Raw genomic sequence first — 17667 nt, 5'->3', positions numbered from 1 at the left:
TGGATTTTAGTAAGTATCCTTTTTACCCAAAAGTGTATCCTTGCACGGGGTGGCAAGTGCCTAAGTGCCTGCATATGATGCTGTAACGATAAATATGAGAAGGGAGAGAGTTGCTTGAAGAATAAGAGCCGCAAAACCATAAGAAACAAAAAGCCGCTCTATAGTGTAATTGACCCGGATATGAATGAATTAAGTATGATACATCGCGTGAAGCCACAGCCTGCGGAGAGGGAGACAGAAGCAAGACTTCATCAAGTTGCTTCTCCGCCTCCCCCAACCAAAGAGGAGCCGGAGTTACAGACTGTTGTCGAACCTGAAGTCGAGGCTTCGCATGAGACGGAGGTTGAATTTGCGGATGCAGAGGAGACTCAAGTGTCGATGGAGGAACCCCCAGAGCTAGAAGCAGAGCCGGAGCCAGAGCCAGAACCTGATCCAATTGATGTGGAGGAAATTCTGAGCAATAAGAAGGCTCCGCATATAAACAACGCTTTCATTTATACAGACGATTTGAGCGATCTCGCTGTAACGGGTGAGAAGATCGCTCCCGCTTCCATAGATTCCAGCAAGCTGAAGCAAGAGAGTATCCACACGGAATCTCTGGCGGATTATGCCGTTCAAACGATTAAGATAGCCGACGGTGCTGTGACTTCTTCAAAGATTGCCCCGGACTCCATTACGGTGGAACATCTGTCGGACGCATCGGTGGCAGGCAGTAAATTGCAGGATCGCTCCATCGGTGGTGAAAAACTGCGAGATGGCAGCATCACTCCAGAAAAGCTGGCTGATAAGATTATCAGCGGCGATCATATTGCGAATGGCTCCATTGAGAGCCGTCACTTCAAGCAATGGATCGTGTCTTCAGATATGCTTCAAGATCAGGCGGTTACATCTGATAAAATTCGCAGTGGTACGATTCAATCGAACAATTTGGCTAATGAAGCTGTCGATAGCTCCAAGCTGGGCGATCAATCTGTGACCACTTCCAAACTGCGGGATGGGGCTGTGGATGCGGCTAAAATCCAAGCTGGCAGCATTGAGAGTGCACACCTGACCGAGCATGCCGTTCATGCAAGGCATCTGGCCCCCGGTTCGATTAATCGCAAGCAGCTATCCAATGGAATTGTGGGCAAGGAACAATTGGAGGAAGGTGTTGTCAGCGGGCGTCATCTGGAGTCGGAGGCAGTTACCAGTTCGCATATTCAGGCTGGAGCGATTGAAAGAAAGCATCTGAGTCCTGGCTCCATTGGGGAAGAGCAGCTTGGAACGGGCCAAGTAACAGCCCGTCACCTGGCGGATCGGAGTATTCAGTCCAATAAACTGGCAGATCAGTCTGTAGGCTCATTGCAAATTGTCGATCAATCCGTCACTTCATCCAAGATATCGGATCAGAGCATATTACCACACAAAATTGCCGACGAGGCGGTACTTACCAGACATATTGCTACAGCAGCCATACAAGGTCCCCAAATTTCTCCGGAGGCAGTCTCTTCCGTACACCTCCAGTCCGAAATCATTCGAAAGGATCATATTGCATCGGAGGCGGTTACGGAGCAACATTTGCATTCCGGGGCTGTGACGAGCGAGAAATTAGGGAAGGGAGCAGTTCTGGAACACCATGTGGCGAATCAGGCTGTCAAGGAAAATCACATTGCTTCGAGCGCGATTAAGTCTGACAAAATCGCTGACGAAGCAGTGACAGAACCTAAAATTGCCACAGGGGCGGTAACCGGAAATAAGATTGCCTCTCAAGCCATTACACACGCACACATTGCAACGGGGGGAATTCGTGAAAACCACCTTGCCGACAACAGTGTGGGTGGAAAGGCATTGCAGTCTCAATCCGTCGATTCGGCCCATCTGGCCCAGAGTTCTGTGCTGAGCAAACATCTTGGGGAGGACAGTGTTGGAACCTCGGCTTTGCAAGAACAGTCCGTTACCGCGGACATACTAGGTGAAGGCGCTGTTCAAACCGCGCATTTGGCCAGCGGAGCGGTGTACTCCCATCATTTGCAGGATCATGCTGTTACTTCGCTGAAACTATCGCCGGAAAGTGTGGCCACGGATAAAATCAATGATTTGGCGATTACGGCTCCTAAGTTAGCTGAGGGTAGTGTTACTTCCTCTAAGCTGTCTGCTCGTTCCGTGCAGCCGTGGCATATTACGGATAAAGCGGTGCAGAGTAACCATCTGGCTGTTGAAGCGGTGGAGGCGAATCATCTCGCTCCGGAATCCGTCACCTCTAATCATTTGCAATCTGCATCGGTCCAAACCAAACACCTCGCCCCCGACAGTGTATCCGGTCATGCGCTTCAGTCGGAAAGTGTCACCTCTGAGAAGCTAGCGGCCCGTGCTGTGCAGGCTCCCAATCTGGCGGAAAATAGCGTGGGTCCCGGACATTTGGCTGCGCAAGCCGTACACACTCGGCATTTGGCAGCAGGAGCAGTACAGGAGACGGAATTAGCCCAGAATGCTGTGAAGTCTGCACATCTTGCGCCCGAATCCATCCAATCGGAGCACTTGCAAAGCGGGGTCATTCAGGGAGAGCATATCGCATTGCAGGCTATAGCGACTCCGGCCTTACAGGATGAATCGGTCACCTCTGCCAAACTGTCGGAGGGAAGCGTAACTCCCACCAAACTGTCTGCCCATGCCGTGCAGTCCGGACATATTATGGACGAAGCTGTACAAAGCAACCATTTGGCTGTGGCGGCCGTGGATTCGGCACATCTGGCTGCAGGAGCGGTCACCTCGGTGCATCTACAGGCTTCCTCGGTGCTCACGAGACATTTGGCCCCGGATAGTGTGTCAGGTCGTGCGCTTCAAGCGGAAAGCGTCACCTCGGAAAAGCTGGCAGCGCGCTCGGTACAAGGAATGAACCTCGCGGAAGGCAGCATCGGCCCTTCACATCTTTCTGCGCAAACGGTGCACACTCGGCATCTGGCAGCTGGAGCAGTACAGGATAGAGCACTGGCAGAGGGTGCAGTGAAGTCCGTGCACATCGCACCGGAATCCATCCAGCCACATCATCTGCAAATTGGAACCATTCAGGGAGAGCACATCGCATCACAGGCGATATCGACCGATGCTTTGCAGGATGAGTCCGTTACGTCCGACAAACTGGCGGATAAGGGCGTGACTGCCGCCAAGCTGTCTGCCCACTCGGTCCAGCCGTGGCACATTACAGACGAAGCGGTGCAAGCCAAACATTTGGCAGAAGAAGCCGTTCAGTCCAATCATCTGGCCCAGGAATCGGTCACCTCTGCCCATTTGCAGGCTTCAGCGGTGCTTGCGAGCCATCTGGCCCCGGATAGCGTATCCAGTAGTGCGCTTCAAGCAGAAAGCATCACCTCAGAAAAGCTGGCGGCACACTCGGTGCAAGCGACGCATCTCGCGGAAGGCAGCGTTGGCCCTCCACATCTGTCCACGCAAGCGATACACACCCGGCACTTGGCAACGGGTGCAGTACAGGACAGAGCGCTGGCAGAAGGGGCAGTGAAATCCGTGCATATCGCACCGGAGTCCATCCAGTCGCATCATCTGCAAACGGGAACCATTCAGGATGTGCATATCTCCTCACAGGCGATATCGACTGATGCTTTGCAGAATGAGTCCGTTACGTCCGACAAATTGGCGGATGAGGGCGTGACTGCCGCCAAGCTGTCTGCCCACTCAGTCCAGTCGTGGCACATTACAGACGAAACGGTGCAAGCCAATCATTTGGCAGAAGAGGCTGTCCAGTCCAACCATTTGGCCCGGGAATCCGTCAGCTCTGCCCATTTGCAGGCTTCGGCGGTGCTTGCGAGCCATCTGGCCTCGGATAGCGTATCCAGTAGTGCGCTTCAAACAGAAAGCGTCACCTCGGAAAAGCTGGCGACACACTCGGTGCGAGCGTTAAATCTCGCGGAAGGAAGCGTCGGCCCTTCACATCTGTCCACGCAGGCGATACACCCCCGGCATTTGGCACCCGGCGCAGTACAGGACAGAGCGCTGGCAGAAGGGGCAGTAAAGTCAGTGCATATCGCACCGGAGTCCATCCAGTCGCATCATCTGCAAACGGGAACCATTCAGGGTGTGCATATCGCCTCACAGGCGATATCGACCGATGCCTTGCAGGATGAGTCCGTTACGTCCGACAAATTGGCGGATGAGGGCGTGACTGCCGCCAAGCTGTCTGCCCACTCGGTCCAGCCGTGGCACATTACAGACGAAGCGGTGCAAGCCAATCATTTGGCAGAAGAGTCCATCCAGTCGAACCATTTGGCTCCGGAATCCGTCACCTCTGATCATTTACAGGCTTCCTCGGTGTTTGCGAGACATCTGGCCGTTGACAGTGTGTCAGGTCGTGCGCTTCAAGCAGAAAGCATCACCTCGGAAAAGCTGGCGGCACGCTCGGTGCAAGCGACGAATCTCGCGGAAGGAAGCGTCGGTCCTTCACAGTTGTCTGAGCATGCCGTACACCCCCGGCATTTGGCACCTGGCGCAGTACAGGACAGAGCGCTAGCAGAAGGGGTAGTAAAGTCCGTGCATATCGCACCGGAGTCCATCCAGTCGCATCATTTGCAAATGGGAACCATTCAGGGTGTGCATATCGCCTCACAGGCGATATCGACCGATGCTTTGCAGGATGAGTCCGTTACGTCCGACAAATTGGCGGATGAGGGCGTGACTGCCGCCAAGCTGTCTGCCCACTCGGTCCAGCCGTGGCACATTACAGACGAAGCGGTGCAAGCCAATCATTTGGCAGAAGAGGCCATCCAGTCGAACCATTTGGCCCCGGAATCCATCACCTCTGATCATTTACAGGCTTCCTCGGTGTTTGCGAGACATCTGGCCGTTGACAGTGTGTCAGGTCGTGCGCTTCAAGCAGAAAGCATCACCTCGGAAAAGCTGGCGGCACGCTCGGTGCAAGCGACGAATCTCGCGGAAGGAAGCGTCGGTCCTTCACAGTTGTCTGAGCATGCCGTATACCCCCGACATTTGGCACCTGGCGCAGTACAGGACAGAGCGCTGGCAGAGGGGGCAGTGAAGTCCGTGCATATCGCACCGGAGTCCATTCAGCCGCACCATCTACACCTTGGAACCATTCAGGGTGTGCATATCGCATCCCAAGCAATATCAACTGATGCTTTGCAGGATGAGTCGGTTACGTCCGGCAAACTGGCGGATGATGGCGTGACTGCTGCCAAAATATCTCCTCATTCGGTCCAGCCGTGGCATATTACGGACGAAGCTGTGCAAGCCAATCATTTGGCAGAAGAGGCCGTCCAGTCGAGCCATCTGGCTCCTGAATCCGTCACCTCTGCCCATTTGCAGGCTTCGGCAGTGATGACTCGGCATATTGCGCCAGGGAGTATATCGGTTCACGCGCTCCAGGCAGGCAGCGTGAACGCTGAGAAGCTTGCGCTTCGGGCAGTGCGTGCTTCGAATCTGGCAGAAGCCAGCATAAACTCCGTGCATTTAACGGAGCATGCCGTACACGCTCAGCATTTGGCCGAGGGGGCGATCCAAGGGTCCGCACTGGCAGAAGGCGTGGTGCAGTCCAGGCATATCGCGCTGGATTCAGTCCAGTCGGAGCATCTGCAGGCAGGGGCTATTCAGCCACAGCATGTAGGCTGGCAGGCAGTGGCTGAGGATGCTATACAGGAAGGAGCGGTGACGTCCAGCAAGCTGGCAGATGGAACGGTACAGTCCCGCCATGTGGCTGAGGAGGCTATTGCAAGCCACCACATTGGAGAGGAAGTTATTGATTCGCATCACCTAAAGCCGGGCTCGGTGACACTGGCTCAGCTGTCCACAGATATACATCTCTCGGGACTTTTGCCAGAGGAAGGCGTCAGTGGCGACAGACTTCAGGCAAACAGTGTATCTCGCAGCCATCTGAAAGCTCAGGCCGTCGACAGCGAGGTGCTGAGCCCAGAAGCCGTGGGACCAGAGCATCTGCAAGCGGCTGCGGTACAAAGCCATCATGTGGCAGAGCAGAGCATTGAAGGTCATCATCTGGTGGAAGGCTCGGTAGGCTCACGTGAGCTGGAGCTGAACGCAGTGAAGCCGGAGCATTTGAGCATCACTCCGGTCCGTACTTGTGCGAATCAGCCAGCATTGCAGCAGTTTGGCAGAGCGCCGTTTCTTTTGAAAGGCAGTGAAGGAGAGACGGAAGTGACCATTGTATTCGGGGAGCCTTTTGTAAACCCGGACTACACGTTGGTAGCGATGACGAACCACCCTCTCTTTCATGCGACGCTGAAATCTCAGACGCCGAATGGAGCAGTGATCGTCGTAACCAAGTGGAACGAAACCGCGCATAACTACGGTATTATTTCCTGGATCGCCATTGGTTAGTGAAGATGGTTATTGTAAAACTCATAGCGTGCAGACTCATGTATTTTCTAAATACAGGGCTGCACGCTTTTTCATATACTTTTCACACATTTGCTCCACAATTATCCCGAATTCTCCTGATAAGCTAAAGATACTTTAAAGGAGAGGTGATTCAATCATGAAAAAATGGACTAAAAATGCAGCAGCCGTATTAACCGTAGTAAGTGTATTGGGAGGAGCAAGCAGCGCATTCGCCGCTACAGCAACAACGACTCCAGCGAGCACTGCACCAGCAATCAAAGCTCCTGCGGTTACGACTCCGGCTACCAAAACACCGGCAAAATCACCTGTGACGAAAACACCTGTGGTGAAAGCACCCGTTAAAAAAGCTACAACAGCTCATAAAACAACAACCAAAGCGAAGAAAGCCCCTGCCAAAAAATCCGTTGCGAAAAAAGTGGCAAGCCACAAAACAAAAGCAGTAAAAGTGCAGCACCGTACAGTTAAACATCATGCAAAAAAACATAATGTTGTTAAACACAAAGCAACAACTCATAAAACTCGTGCACATCATGTCGTAGCTAAAAAAGTGACCCACAAAGCTCCAGTTAAAAAAGCAGCTCCAAAAACAGTCAAAACAGCTCCAAAAACAGTAACAACCAAGAAATAAGACTGATATGTAGTTAGCATTCAGCTCGCCTGGCATATACAGCAGCGATTCATGATAAGAAAGACGGGACCGGGAACGGTATACCCGTCTTTTGTCTATTCTGCTGGGCTTCTGTTAAGCTTAAAGAGAGGATGGAAGCATCCAGAACAACGGCAAGGGGTTAAGGTCATGACAAAAATAGTAGTAGTGGATGACGATGTGTTCATTCTGCAATTAATATCTGAATATTTGAAAAAAGAATCCTACGAGGTCACTTCCTTTTCCAGTGGTAAAACACTGGTAGAGCATATCCGTACGAACCGTCCGGATTGTCTCGTTCTTGATATTATGATGCCTGGCATTGATGGGCTTTCTCTACTGACTCAGCTTCGTGAGTTTACGGAAATGCCGATCATTATGATCTCTGCCCGTGGAGAAGAAAACGACCGTATTCACGGGCTGGAGCTGGGATGCAGCGATTTTTTGACCAAACCCTTTAATCCAAGGGAGTTGGTAGGAAGGGTCAAAGCGATGCTGAGACTGAGCAAGGCCGGAATGTCTGCATCAGACGATAGGCAAGCGGCAGAAAGCGCAGATATATGCCATGCGGGCAATCTGTGTATTTTTGCTGACTTTCGTAAAGTCACAGTGGACGGACAAGAGCTAAATTTGACCTCACGTGAATTCGACCTGCTGTTGTTTCTTGCGAATCATCTGGAAAGACCTTTCGGCAGGGAACATCTGATTCAGCAGGTGTGGAGCTATGATTTTATAGGTGATGTGAGAGTCGTGGATGATTTGGTCAAGCGGATTCGTAAAAAGTTAGCTGAATATCACTCTACGCTCGTCATTAACACCGTATGGGGTTTCGGATATAAAGCAACGGTTCAGGAGTTGTAACCATGCGTACGATGAGAGCTAAAATACTGCTTTCCCTGACCATCGCCATGCTTATTACCGTCTGTATTACGGTGGTCTTATTCATCAGGCTTATCGACGACATTCTGGTGAATCAGGCCAAATCCAAGCTTCATGAGCAGGCGCGCAAAGCCGTCCATATTATGAGTGACGGAGGCTTTGATCGACTGGATAATGCTGAATTTAACTATGTTATCAAGGGCGTGCTTTTATCTGCCGATTACTTTATTTTAAGCACGGATAACCGCATCATCGACTCAAGCGTCTCTGGAATGGAAGGCAAAAAGATAGAGCGTTTGCTTTTGATCCGCCAAGGATTTTTTGCATCGGTTCATCCGTCTGCCCAGGATCTGACCGCTACACATGAAGGGGTGGCTGTGCTTCAAGGTAAAAAGGTACTGTTTACGAATGAAGAATTGCCCGGACAACCTTTTCGTATTTTTGTATACTCACCCTTATCTTCTTTGCGAGCACTGTATGTACCGTTAATGAGAACCACATTACTGTCTATCATCGCGGGTTTTTTGGTGATTCTCGTCATTGGTCTGATGGTTGTCTCACGTCTGGTGCGTCCGCTCAAACGATTGAAGGAGGCGGTAGGCAACTATGAACCGAATCAGCCGCAGGATAGTGATTTTCCGCAGGCGGATAAAAGTGAGATTGGCGAGCTGATCGGTACCTTTCATTCCATGTCCGCCCGTATTCAGCACCATCACCACGGTCAAATTGAATTCCTGCAAAATGTATCTCACGAGCTAAGGACACCGTTAATGTCGATTCAAGGCTATGTATATGCCATTCAGGATCAAGTGGTATCCCAGGACGAGGGGCTGAGTATCATCAAAGTGCAGTCCCAGCGGTTAATTGATATGGTGGAAAAGCTGCTGCAGCTATCGAGGTTGGAGGCGCTGAATGAAGAATGGCCTGTCTCTCTGGTTGATCTTAGAAGCATGGCGGAGGATGCTGTTCATCTATTGATGCCGGTGGCTGCTGAACGTTCTATCTCGCTTCGAGTGGAGGGAGAGGGCCTGCATGTGGCCGTTCCAGCCGAGCAATTGTTCCGTATGATATTGAATTTGTTGCAAAATGCAGTTCGGCACACCTCTACGGAGGTTGTCATTCATTTGGAGACAGGGACAACACCGGAGGTTGTATGGGTTATGCATGTGGATGATGATGGGGAAGGGCTGACCGAACAAGAGGCAGCCGAGGTATTTGGAAGATTCTATGCGGGCTCGAATGGTGCCACAGGTCTTGGATTGGCTATTTGTCGTCAAATTGCTACCCGATTGAACGGAGAACTACTCTGCACACGTTCGCCATGGGGTGGAGCACGCTTCAGCTATATCCAGCGCATGTTATAAATGAGTACAGAAATGGTTAAAAATGATCGTTTTTTCGGACAAACATTCCATTTATATAACATGGTGTGAAAGGTTTTTGATGATATTTTAGATATTGCTTGACTGGTAGGTACTAAACTGAGTAAAATTAATCGTATATACCTTGACTCATGGACGTCGTTTTTTTAGATAGTGGTCAATAATAGTGATGAATAATAAATGAAAGAGTGATGAGATGAACCGCCTTTTGGAAGTGAAGGACTTAACGATATCTTTCAAGACCCGTCAGGGACTAGTGCAGGCCATTCGTGGCGTAAACTTTCATGTCAATAAAGGAGAGACGCTGGCGATTGTGGGCGAATCCGGCTCAGGCAAAAGCGTAACCTCACAAGCTGTTATGAAGTTGATTCCGACCCCTCCGGGCATTTATCAAAAGGGTCAAATTATGTTTGACGGACAAGAGCTGATTAATAAAACAGAGAAGCAGATGCAAAAAATTCGTGGTAAGGAAATTGGCCTGATTTCTCAGGACCCAATGACTTCGCTTAACCCGACGATGAAAGTGGGCAAGCAGATCACGGAAGTGCTTTTCAAGCATGAAAAAATATCCAAGGATGCTGCTCGCAAGCGGGGTATTGAGTTGCTGAATCTGGTAGGTATTCCACATCCTGAACAGCGTTTTAACCAATATCCGCATGAATTTAGTGGCGGTATGCGTCAACGTGTCGTCATTGCGATGGCATTGGCTGCTAATCCGAAACTTCTGATTGCCGATGAGCCGACGACTGCGTTGGACGTAACGATTCAAGCTCAAATTTTGGAGCTAATGAAGGATCTTCAGAAAAAGATCGATACTTCCATCATCTTTATTACTCATGACCTCGGTGTTGTGGCGAAGATGGCTGATCGCGTTGCCGTTATGTACGCAGGACAAATCGTGGAAACAGGTACGGTTAATGAAATTTTCTATAACCCGAAACATCCATATACATGGGGCCTTCTCGCTTCTATGCCAAGTTTGGACAGCCATGGTCAGAAGCTGGCAGCTATTCCGGGAACACCTCCGGATCTGCTTCACCCACCTGTAGGGGATGCTTTTGCAGCCCGCAGTTCTTATGCTATGAAAATTGACTTTGAGAAAGAGCCTCCACTCTTTCAATTATCCGATACGCACTTTGTGAAATCATGGTTACTGCATCCAGATGCGCCTGCGGTTGAGCCACCAGAAGCGGTAAAGGCTAAACTTCGCAAGCTGGATAACGCATTTGAAAAGCCGGTTTTGGTAGAACAATACGGCAGTTAAGGCGTTTTATAATTGTAATTAAACAAATGAAAAATAAAAAAAGGGCTGTTCTCTCCGTGTGGAATCATTCTACGGAGGAAACAGCCTTTTTGGTGTAAAATCGCAGGTTGTAGGCGCCTGTGGTTATTTGTGTTAGCGGGCAGTGCTTACAGCTTACCGGAACCGGCTTGGGAAGTGACTTCTGCCTTCACACTGGCGGATGGGGAGATTTTATCGTTCAGCGATGGTTTCCAGCCTACAGAGGAGCTAAGACCCGCGCTGGAGCCTGCGTTAACAGCTTGTCCATTCAGGATTGTGCCCGTATCTGACAGGGCAGTTCCTCCAAAGACAGTCACGATTTTAGCTGCAGTTAAACCGGCAACGTCAATGACATTGTTTTCGGCGAAGATTTTGGAGGATTTACCTGCGCCCCATATATACAGTGAAGGATATTCGGAGCGTTTTACATCACCAGTATAGTAATTGTTGTACAGATGGACTTGTCCATACCGCACGCGTGGTGTGCGTTGTACCGTGTTTTCATAATAGTTGTGATGCAGAGTTACACGTAAAGCCCCTTCATCTGCTGTTTTACTGTCGCTGTTGCCAATAATCGATGATTTATCATGATCGTAAAAATGATTGTAAGAAACAGTAACCAGATCGCCTTGGTTAATCACATCGAGAAGTCCATCATGATGCTGGTATTCTTGGCCGTAAAAGGTGCCATTTTGGCTATCGGGGTGAGACCCATCATTGAAGGTATTGTGGTCTACCCATACATGTGTGGCGCCGTTAACTGTAATGCTGTCATATTCCGAATTCCAATTGCCTGTACTGCCGTCCGTTGGGTCCCATTGAGGAAAATAATCGTAGGCATCCTGGAATTCGATATTACGGATAATAACGTTGTCTGTCCCTTTTTTTAGTTGGAAGTTTGCGCCATTAATGACCGCATCGCTTCCCAGACCGACAATCGTAGTATTGGACGGAATTTCAATGACGACACGACTGGCCTGATTTTTTTGTGAAGCCTCACGTGCCTTTTCCAATGTGCCAGACGGGGCCTTTTTACCCCATGTGGACGGGTCATACGCTTTGAGGTAGGCGTCAAACTCATATTTAGAGTCCTTGTAGTCGTTCAATCCTAACGGTTTATTATTGTCATCGACGTTGGCGTTGATCGTGCCTTTGACATAAATGATTTTAGGCGTACTATTGCTGTTTTTGCCCAAAGCATCGACAAGTTGCTTGCGATTCGTTACGGTGAAAATATTGGAGGTAGTCGCCGTAGCTCCACCTGTTGTGCCTGTAGAAAAGGATGCCCATCCGTTTTTGCTGCCGAGCGTCTCCTTGCCAATATCGCTGGCTGCATGAGCAGGTGCACCTATAGGAGCCAGAGTAGTGAACAGTAGAGCCGCTGCGATTCCGAGTGAAAATCTCTTTTTCATAAAATACCTCCGTATATTGGATTAATGGAGTAGATGAACGAAGGGAGTCCCGGGTGCTCCTGTGGTTTCTACATTTTCTATCATACTTTCTGTTCCAGTATTTGTTAATATAATAAAAGTTACATACTAAAATTTTTGTCGAATTTTTTATATAATTCAATAGACCCCTTCTTTTTCCAATCAAGACGTATATGCAATAATGAAAACGTTAACAATCACACGGAATAGGAAATGTATATATGAATATATGGAATTGTTTTTGTATTTTTCTCAGAATGTTAACGATTTCAATTCTTGATCGTATCTTGATGGCACGACCAGCTTCTGTATAATAACTGGGAGATCAAACACTGCGTGATGTGTTTGAACAGGTGATTATTTCGGAAGAAGTAGGTTACCAAAAGCCACAAGCTGCTATTTTTGATTATGTATTTACAAAGCGGGTCATTTCGGATAAAAGGAAGGCTCTCATGATCGGTGATTCACTGACTTAGGATATTCAGAGAGGGAACAATAACGGAATTGATAGCTGTTGGTTCAACCCTACCGGGAAAATAAACACATCTGCAATTCAACCAACCTTTGAAATAAAAACCCTGATGGAGCTAGCGAATATTGTACTTTCAGAAAGTATGTGTTGAATCTTACAACGCCCGAAGCGGAATGTTAAAAACATTGGATAACACATAACCGTACAATCGTACACTGAAAAAGTTAGAAGCAGGATTTTTTTCATAATATTCACAGATGAAGGCAAATGCAATGATAAATTTGCCCATTTTGACAATACTAGTATTGTTGGACACTGGCATAAATGATAAGCCTGGATTAACTGAAAATTGCAAAATAATAGCCTACAGTGAAGCTTGTCCGAGGCAGATTATAGAGAATACGGGAAGCTTGTCTACGGTTTTCAATGCCATATGGAGTTTAAACATGAATTGGTAGAGCTTCTAATCGAGAATTCGGAAGCCGGACTATCTGAACGTAGTAGCCACAGATTCATTCAGCAGCCAGAACTACTGAGAAATAGTGACTACAAAGTGATGAATGAAAATCTGTTTTTATTTTTAGACAAATTCGTAATCGAGTATTTAAAAAACAGCAATTACACTCCAAGCAGGTTTTAGTCATATAGGAAGTCGCCATATTGGCGGCTTTTTTTTAAAACGTATCAGTTTCTCAAAAAAAGATTTGACCTGTAATGCGTTACACTAATTACGGTGTAAATGTAGTACATAACAACAATCATGTCATTTGTGTTTATCGACATTGACGGTACACTTGTCGGTGATGATAGCATGGTGCCAAAATTTAAGACCTCATCTGGAGAGACGGATCTATGGAGATGTTGAGAACGACCCTGTGGCCAGAGAAAAAATGGAGTGTTCCCCTCACCCATTTATCGCGGGGTTTGCCATATGGAGAGGCTGATTTGTTCGTGAGAAACTAGATATAGCCTTGCATAAAAGATTCATCTTAAAGAGATACTAATCAGCACATTAAAAATAGTTTAAATAAAGGATAGCTAAGAGGTGGGAACGGTGATGATATCGAAATGCTTGGCCGAAAATTTAAAACAAATTCAGGACAGCTTTTCCGATTGTACCGATCTTGTTCTCATACCTTGGAGTTATGGTTCGAGTTTTGAACATAATGCTCTTTCTGTTTACTTTGAGACAATGATTCAAAATGAACATTTAAAATACATGAAATCTGCTATGGAGGATCTAATCACTTATGAAGCTGGCTCGGCGGAGGCGGTCACTCCCAAAGCTGTGATGCGTTTCTTCAAAAAACATGGAATAACTGGCCATTCTCCCAAGCTGTTGAAAGACATTGATCAAGTTAATGAACAGATATTAAGTGGAGCCATAGTTATATTCTTTGATCATTGGGAGGAAGCAATTAGCTATGCTGCTAGTGGGCTTCCCTTTAGACAAGTTAGTGAGCCGATCACAGAACCGGTCGTTCAAGGGCCTCATATAAGTACAATTGAAGAACTGAATGTGAATATAGGCATCATTCGTGGCTTGCTCAAATCAGCCAAACTTAAATTTGAGTATTTCACGGTAGGAGAAATAAGTCAGAGAAAAATTGCTTACGGATATTTGGATGGGGCCGTCAATCCTGAATCGCTATTAGAGTTTAAACAAAAAATTGCAGACATCGACACGGAAGAGATTCTTGAAACATCTTATTTGGAAGAATGGATCAGCGACTCTGTCTATTCTCCTTTTCCTCAGGTGCGCTACACGGAACGGCCAGATACCGTTGTGTCTGCCCTGTTGGATGGAAAGATTATCGTAATGGTGAATGGAACTCCAACAATATTGATATGTCCGGGAATTTTTTTTGAGTTCCTCGCCTCCAGTGAGGATTACTATCAGCAAACCATCTTCGCTTCGCTGATACGTATACTAAGATTTGGTGCATTCGTGATGGCACTCCTGCTTCCAAGCATATATATTGCCTTATCAACCTTCCATTCTGAGATGATTCCGACCGTTCTGCTTCTAGCCATTCTGGATACGAGAGAAGGGATTCCGTTTCCCGCTTTCGTGGAAGCACTGATTATGGAGGTTTTTTTCGAGCTTCTTAGGGAAGCTGGAATCAGGTTGCCCCGTCCGATAGGCTCTGCTGTAAGCATTGTCGGAGCGCTTGTCATCGGTCAAGCTGCGATTCAAGCCAAGATTGCTTCGCCGGTAATGGTCATAGTCGTCGCTCTGACCGGTATCGCATCGTTTACACTGCCTCAATACAGTATGGCCATATCGATCCGCATGCTGCGATTCCCTTTAATGATCCTTGCTAGCACTTTGGGAGGACTTGGAATTATGTTCGGACTTCTCCTCATATTTTTGCATTTAGTTTGCTTGCGCTCTTTGGGTCAACCCTATTTTGCACCACTGGGGCCGCTTAGAATCAATCAATTGCGCGATGTATTCATTGTTGCCCCGCGAAAAATACTGCTTCACCAACCGCGAAACCGCCATTTGCATAAAAGAAAAGGGGGGAAAACATGAGAACGCGAATATCCATTGGTTTCTGTATATTGGCTGTCATCCTGCTCGCGGGCTGCTGGGACAAGGCGGAGCTGGTGGAATTCGGGTATGCACAAGCGATAGCGGTTGACCTGGACCAAAGTGAAGAAATATATCTCACTACCCATTTTTACAATCCCTCGGGTTCGCAGGAGATGGGAGGAGCCCCCAAGCAGTCCTCAAAAGCATTTAATATCCTAACAAAAGGAGATAACATGGATGAAGCGATAAAAGACATTCCCATCCACCTTGGTAGAAGGGCAAAATTGGATCACATGCGCATTCTTATCATCGGGGAAGAAATGTCCCGACAACGAGGTTTAGAAGACGTTCTTGATTTTTTCATGAGAGATCCTGAAACTAGAAAAACCATACTTGTCCTGATTGCTCGGGGGAAAGCAAGCGACTATTTAGAAACCAAGCCGTATATTGAGAACACCATAGGTCAGCAATTACGGAAAATTGAAGAAACGACAGCACGGTTTTCTGCCAAAACTTCCAGAGTTCCGTTACTTGATCTGGCGATTCAACTAAAAAACGAAACCGGAGTCACAACGCTTCCTAATGTGTTCAAAGACAAGCCCCTCGATGAGATTTCCATTGCCGGAGTTGCGCTGCTTAAAGAAGGAAAGCTGGTAAAAAGTGTTATCAGCCCGACAAATACCCAACCATTATTGATGCTGCTTGGAAAATTCAAAAGCGGAGTTATCGATATTGCGGATAAGGATGCAGAGTCTGAAAAAAAGAAAACCAAAGAAAGCCTCCAGGTTATCTCCTTAAAAACGAAGATAGTACCTTTTATCGAAGGAGAGGATGTCGTTGCTCGTGTACATATCAAAATCATAGGGGCAATCGGCGAGCTGCATAGCTCTTCCGTGATGACCAGAGAGGAGCAAAATAAATTTAAAGGCAGACTCGAAGCCGAGATTAAGGAGAAATTGAGGGAAACGATTTCCCTTCTTCAGAAGGAACGATTAGATGCAATAGGAATCGGCAATCAGATTTTTCAAAAAAATTCGGCATTATGGAAACGCTGGAAGCCAACCTGGAACGAACGGTTTGCCAAGGCTGAGTTTAATGTAGCCGTTGAAGTTAATATTGTGAGTACGGGAATGGGGATAGGAGTACCATTTTAGAAAAGGAGATAGCCATGTTTGCTAAATTTTTGTTTTTTATGATTTGTAATGCTGCAATGCTGATCACTGATATTCCAAAGTGGAAACGGACAAATCGCAGAGCACGTATCCTGTATCTATCGCTTATGCTGCCTATAGCCTATCTTGGCTTACTCTATATTACGAATCTCCCGTGGCCAAATCTTGACGAGCTTATTGATTTCTTTCTTCTCGCTCCGGCCAAACGCATCGTCGCATGGTTCAGGCTCCCGACCTGAACTCACTTCATATCAGCGGAGGAATCTCATGAAAAATCAAGAGAGTATCAGTGCGCTCCAGACAGCGGTGTTGTTTCTTGCCGGAATGACGGGATCGGCCATCGTTCTGATCCCTGCTTCAGTAATCGGCGCTGCTAAAAACGGAGCATGGATTTCCTTATTAATAGCTTGGGTAATGGGGATGTGTCTATTGGCCTGCGTCCTTTATTTGCACAGCCAATATCCCGGATTGCTCTTCGTCGAATACAGCCGTAAAGCGCTGGGAAAATGGTTGACCCTCTTAATGATCATTCCTTTTACTTGTGCCCTGTTCTGGCAGAACGCCGCCATAATTATTGAAGTTGGCGGTTTTTTCAATAGTACTATAATGACAAAAACGCCTGTAACTGTTGTCCATACCTTGTTTTTTGTGACGGCTGCACTGACAGCCCGGGCTGGAATTGAAGTTATGGCCCGAATGTTTTTCATTTTATTGATTATGATGTATGGGTTTATTTTATTGGTTTTGGTCTTGGCTTCTGCCAACTACCATCCAGAATTTTTACTGCCGATCATGCCGGACGGAATGAAACCGATTCTTCATGGAGCCTATATCACCTATGGGTTTCCATTCGCAGAAGTCGTATTGTACTCTTCACTTCTTCCGTTTGCACGTAAAGGCGAAGAGCGAATGCTCGGAAAATATATGTACTTTGCTATTATAATGAACGGAGTCACATTAATTGCATCTATTATTTGCACCATTCTGGCTCTAGGACCTTTAGCAGGCGAGATGAATTATTCCATGTATCAGCTGGCCAGATTAATCTATATACAGGAGATTATCGAAAGAATTGAGCCTGTAATCGGATTTTCATTAATTGCCGGTTCGTACATGAAAACCTCGATCATGGTATTTATATTGACGAATTTATTTTCGCGATTTTTTAGAGTAAAAAATTACCGTATTTTAACGTTTCCGATAGCATATATCTGCTTGCTTCTTTCAGTTACCATGTACCATGATCAGGCGTCCTTCAACGAGGACGGATACATGGCTTGGACCTTATTCGATAATCTGGCATATGTTCTTCCCTTACTCTTGATCGTAGTCGTTACACGAATGAGAAACCGAAGCAAAAGAGCTTGATTTAAGTAGAGGTTCCCCTTTTGGGATAGTTTCAAATTAATGAACGGTAAAGGTGCAGACAGCCCGCAAAAAGCACAGGAGTTGAATAAAATAGCACATTGAAAATTAACAGTATTTGTTCGTTTTTGCGAAAATATACG

General features: G+C 47.2%; 10 protein-coding genes and 2 pseudogenes. 11 read left to right on the top strand and 1 reads right to left on the bottom strand.

Annotated features, from left to right (window positions below):
- Positions 1-114: 114 nt before the first annotated feature.
- From NLX82_RS05915 to NLX82_RS05895, 5 genes are all read left to right on the top strand, one after another.
- The gene (locus NLX82_RS05915; protein ID WP_254347609.1) at positions 115-6339 is read left to right on the top strand and encodes a WIAG-tail domain; all 6225 of its coding nucleotides are present in this window, start codon (positions 115-117) and stop codon (positions 6337-6339) included.
- Between the two features lie 157 nt (positions 6340-6496).
- On the top strand, positions 6497-6988 hold the full coding sequence (locus NLX82_RS05910) for a hypothetical protein (protein ID WP_076157552.1): 492 nt from the start codon (positions 6497-6499) through the stop codon (positions 6986-6988).
- A 168-nt stretch (positions 6989-7156) separates the two neighbouring features.
- Positions 7157-7867, top strand: coding sequence for a response regulator transcription factor (locus NLX82_RS05905; RefSeq protein ID WP_023989808.1), 711 nt, complete (start codon positions 7157-7159; stop codon positions 7865-7867).
- Positions 7868-7869: 2 nt separating this feature from the next.
- Positions 7870-9249: a HAMP domain-containing sensor histidine kinase gene (locus tag NLX82_RS05900; RefSeq protein ID WP_053325918.1), complete on the top strand. Its 1380-nt coding sequence runs from the start codon at positions 7870-7872 to the stop codon at positions 9247-9249.
- A 214-nt stretch (positions 9250-9463) separates the two neighbouring features.
- The gene (locus tag NLX82_RS05895; RefSeq protein ID WP_013311421.1) at positions 9464-10531 is read left to right on the top strand and encodes an ABC transporter ATP-binding protein; all 1068 of its coding nucleotides are present in this window, start codon (positions 9464-9466) and stop codon (positions 10529-10531) included.
- A gap of 146 nt (positions 10532-10677) precedes the next feature.
- Here the strand turns inward: NLX82_RS05895 and NLX82_RS05890 are convergent, their stop codons facing one another.
- Positions 10678-11961, bottom strand: a complete 1284-nt coding sequence (locus NLX82_RS05890; protein ID WP_023989806.1) for a pectate lyase family protein — start codon at positions 11959-11961, stop codon at positions 10678-10680.
- 350 nt (positions 11962-12311) lie between these two features.
- Here NLX82_RS05890 and NLX82_RS05885 point away from each other — a divergent pair.
- The 6 genes and pseudogenes from NLX82_RS05885 to NLX82_RS05860 all read left to right on the top strand — a co-directional run.
- Positions 12312-12631 (top strand): annotated as a pseudogene (locus NLX82_RS05885) (HAD-IA family hydrolase); the annotation flags it as partial.
- Between the two features lie 641 nt (positions 12632-13272).
- A pseudogene (locus NLX82_RS05880) lies at positions 13273-13402 on the top strand (Cof-type HAD-IIB family hydrolase); the annotation flags it as partial.
- A gap of 94 nt (positions 13403-13496) precedes the next feature.
- Complete coding sequence (locus NLX82_RS05875) at positions 13497-14987, top strand: spore germination protein (protein WP_226887746.1); 1491 nt, start codon at positions 13497-13499, stop codon at positions 14985-14987.
- Positions 14984-16141, top strand: coding sequence for a Ger(x)C family spore germination protein (locus NLX82_RS05870; RefSeq protein ID WP_254347608.1), 1158 nt, complete (start codon positions 14984-14986; stop codon positions 16139-16141). The genes NLX82_RS05875 and NLX82_RS05870 overlap by 4 nt, the downstream gene beginning before the upstream one ends.
- A 14-nt stretch (positions 16142-16155) precedes the next feature.
- Positions 16156-16398, top strand: a complete 243-nt coding sequence (locus NLX82_RS05865) for a hypothetical protein (RefSeq protein ID WP_023989800.1) — start codon at positions 16156-16158, stop codon at positions 16396-16398.
- 28 nt (positions 16399-16426) lie between these two features.
- The gene (locus tag NLX82_RS05860) at positions 16427-17527 is read left to right on the top strand and encodes a GerAB/ArcD/ProY family transporter (RefSeq protein WP_028542198.1); all 1101 of its coding nucleotides are present in this window, start codon (positions 16427-16429) and stop codon (positions 17525-17527) included.
- The last annotated feature ends 140 nt before the right edge of the window (positions 17528-17667 follow it).

This window comes from Paenibacillus sp. A3M_27_13 (assembly GCF_024213315.1).
GTDB classification, from domain to species: Bacteria; Bacillota; Bacilli; order Paenibacillales; family Paenibacillaceae; genus Paenibacillus; species Paenibacillus polymyxa_B.
Note: the sequence above shows the minus strand (reverse complement) of the source record. Positions and strands in the feature narration are given on the sequence as shown.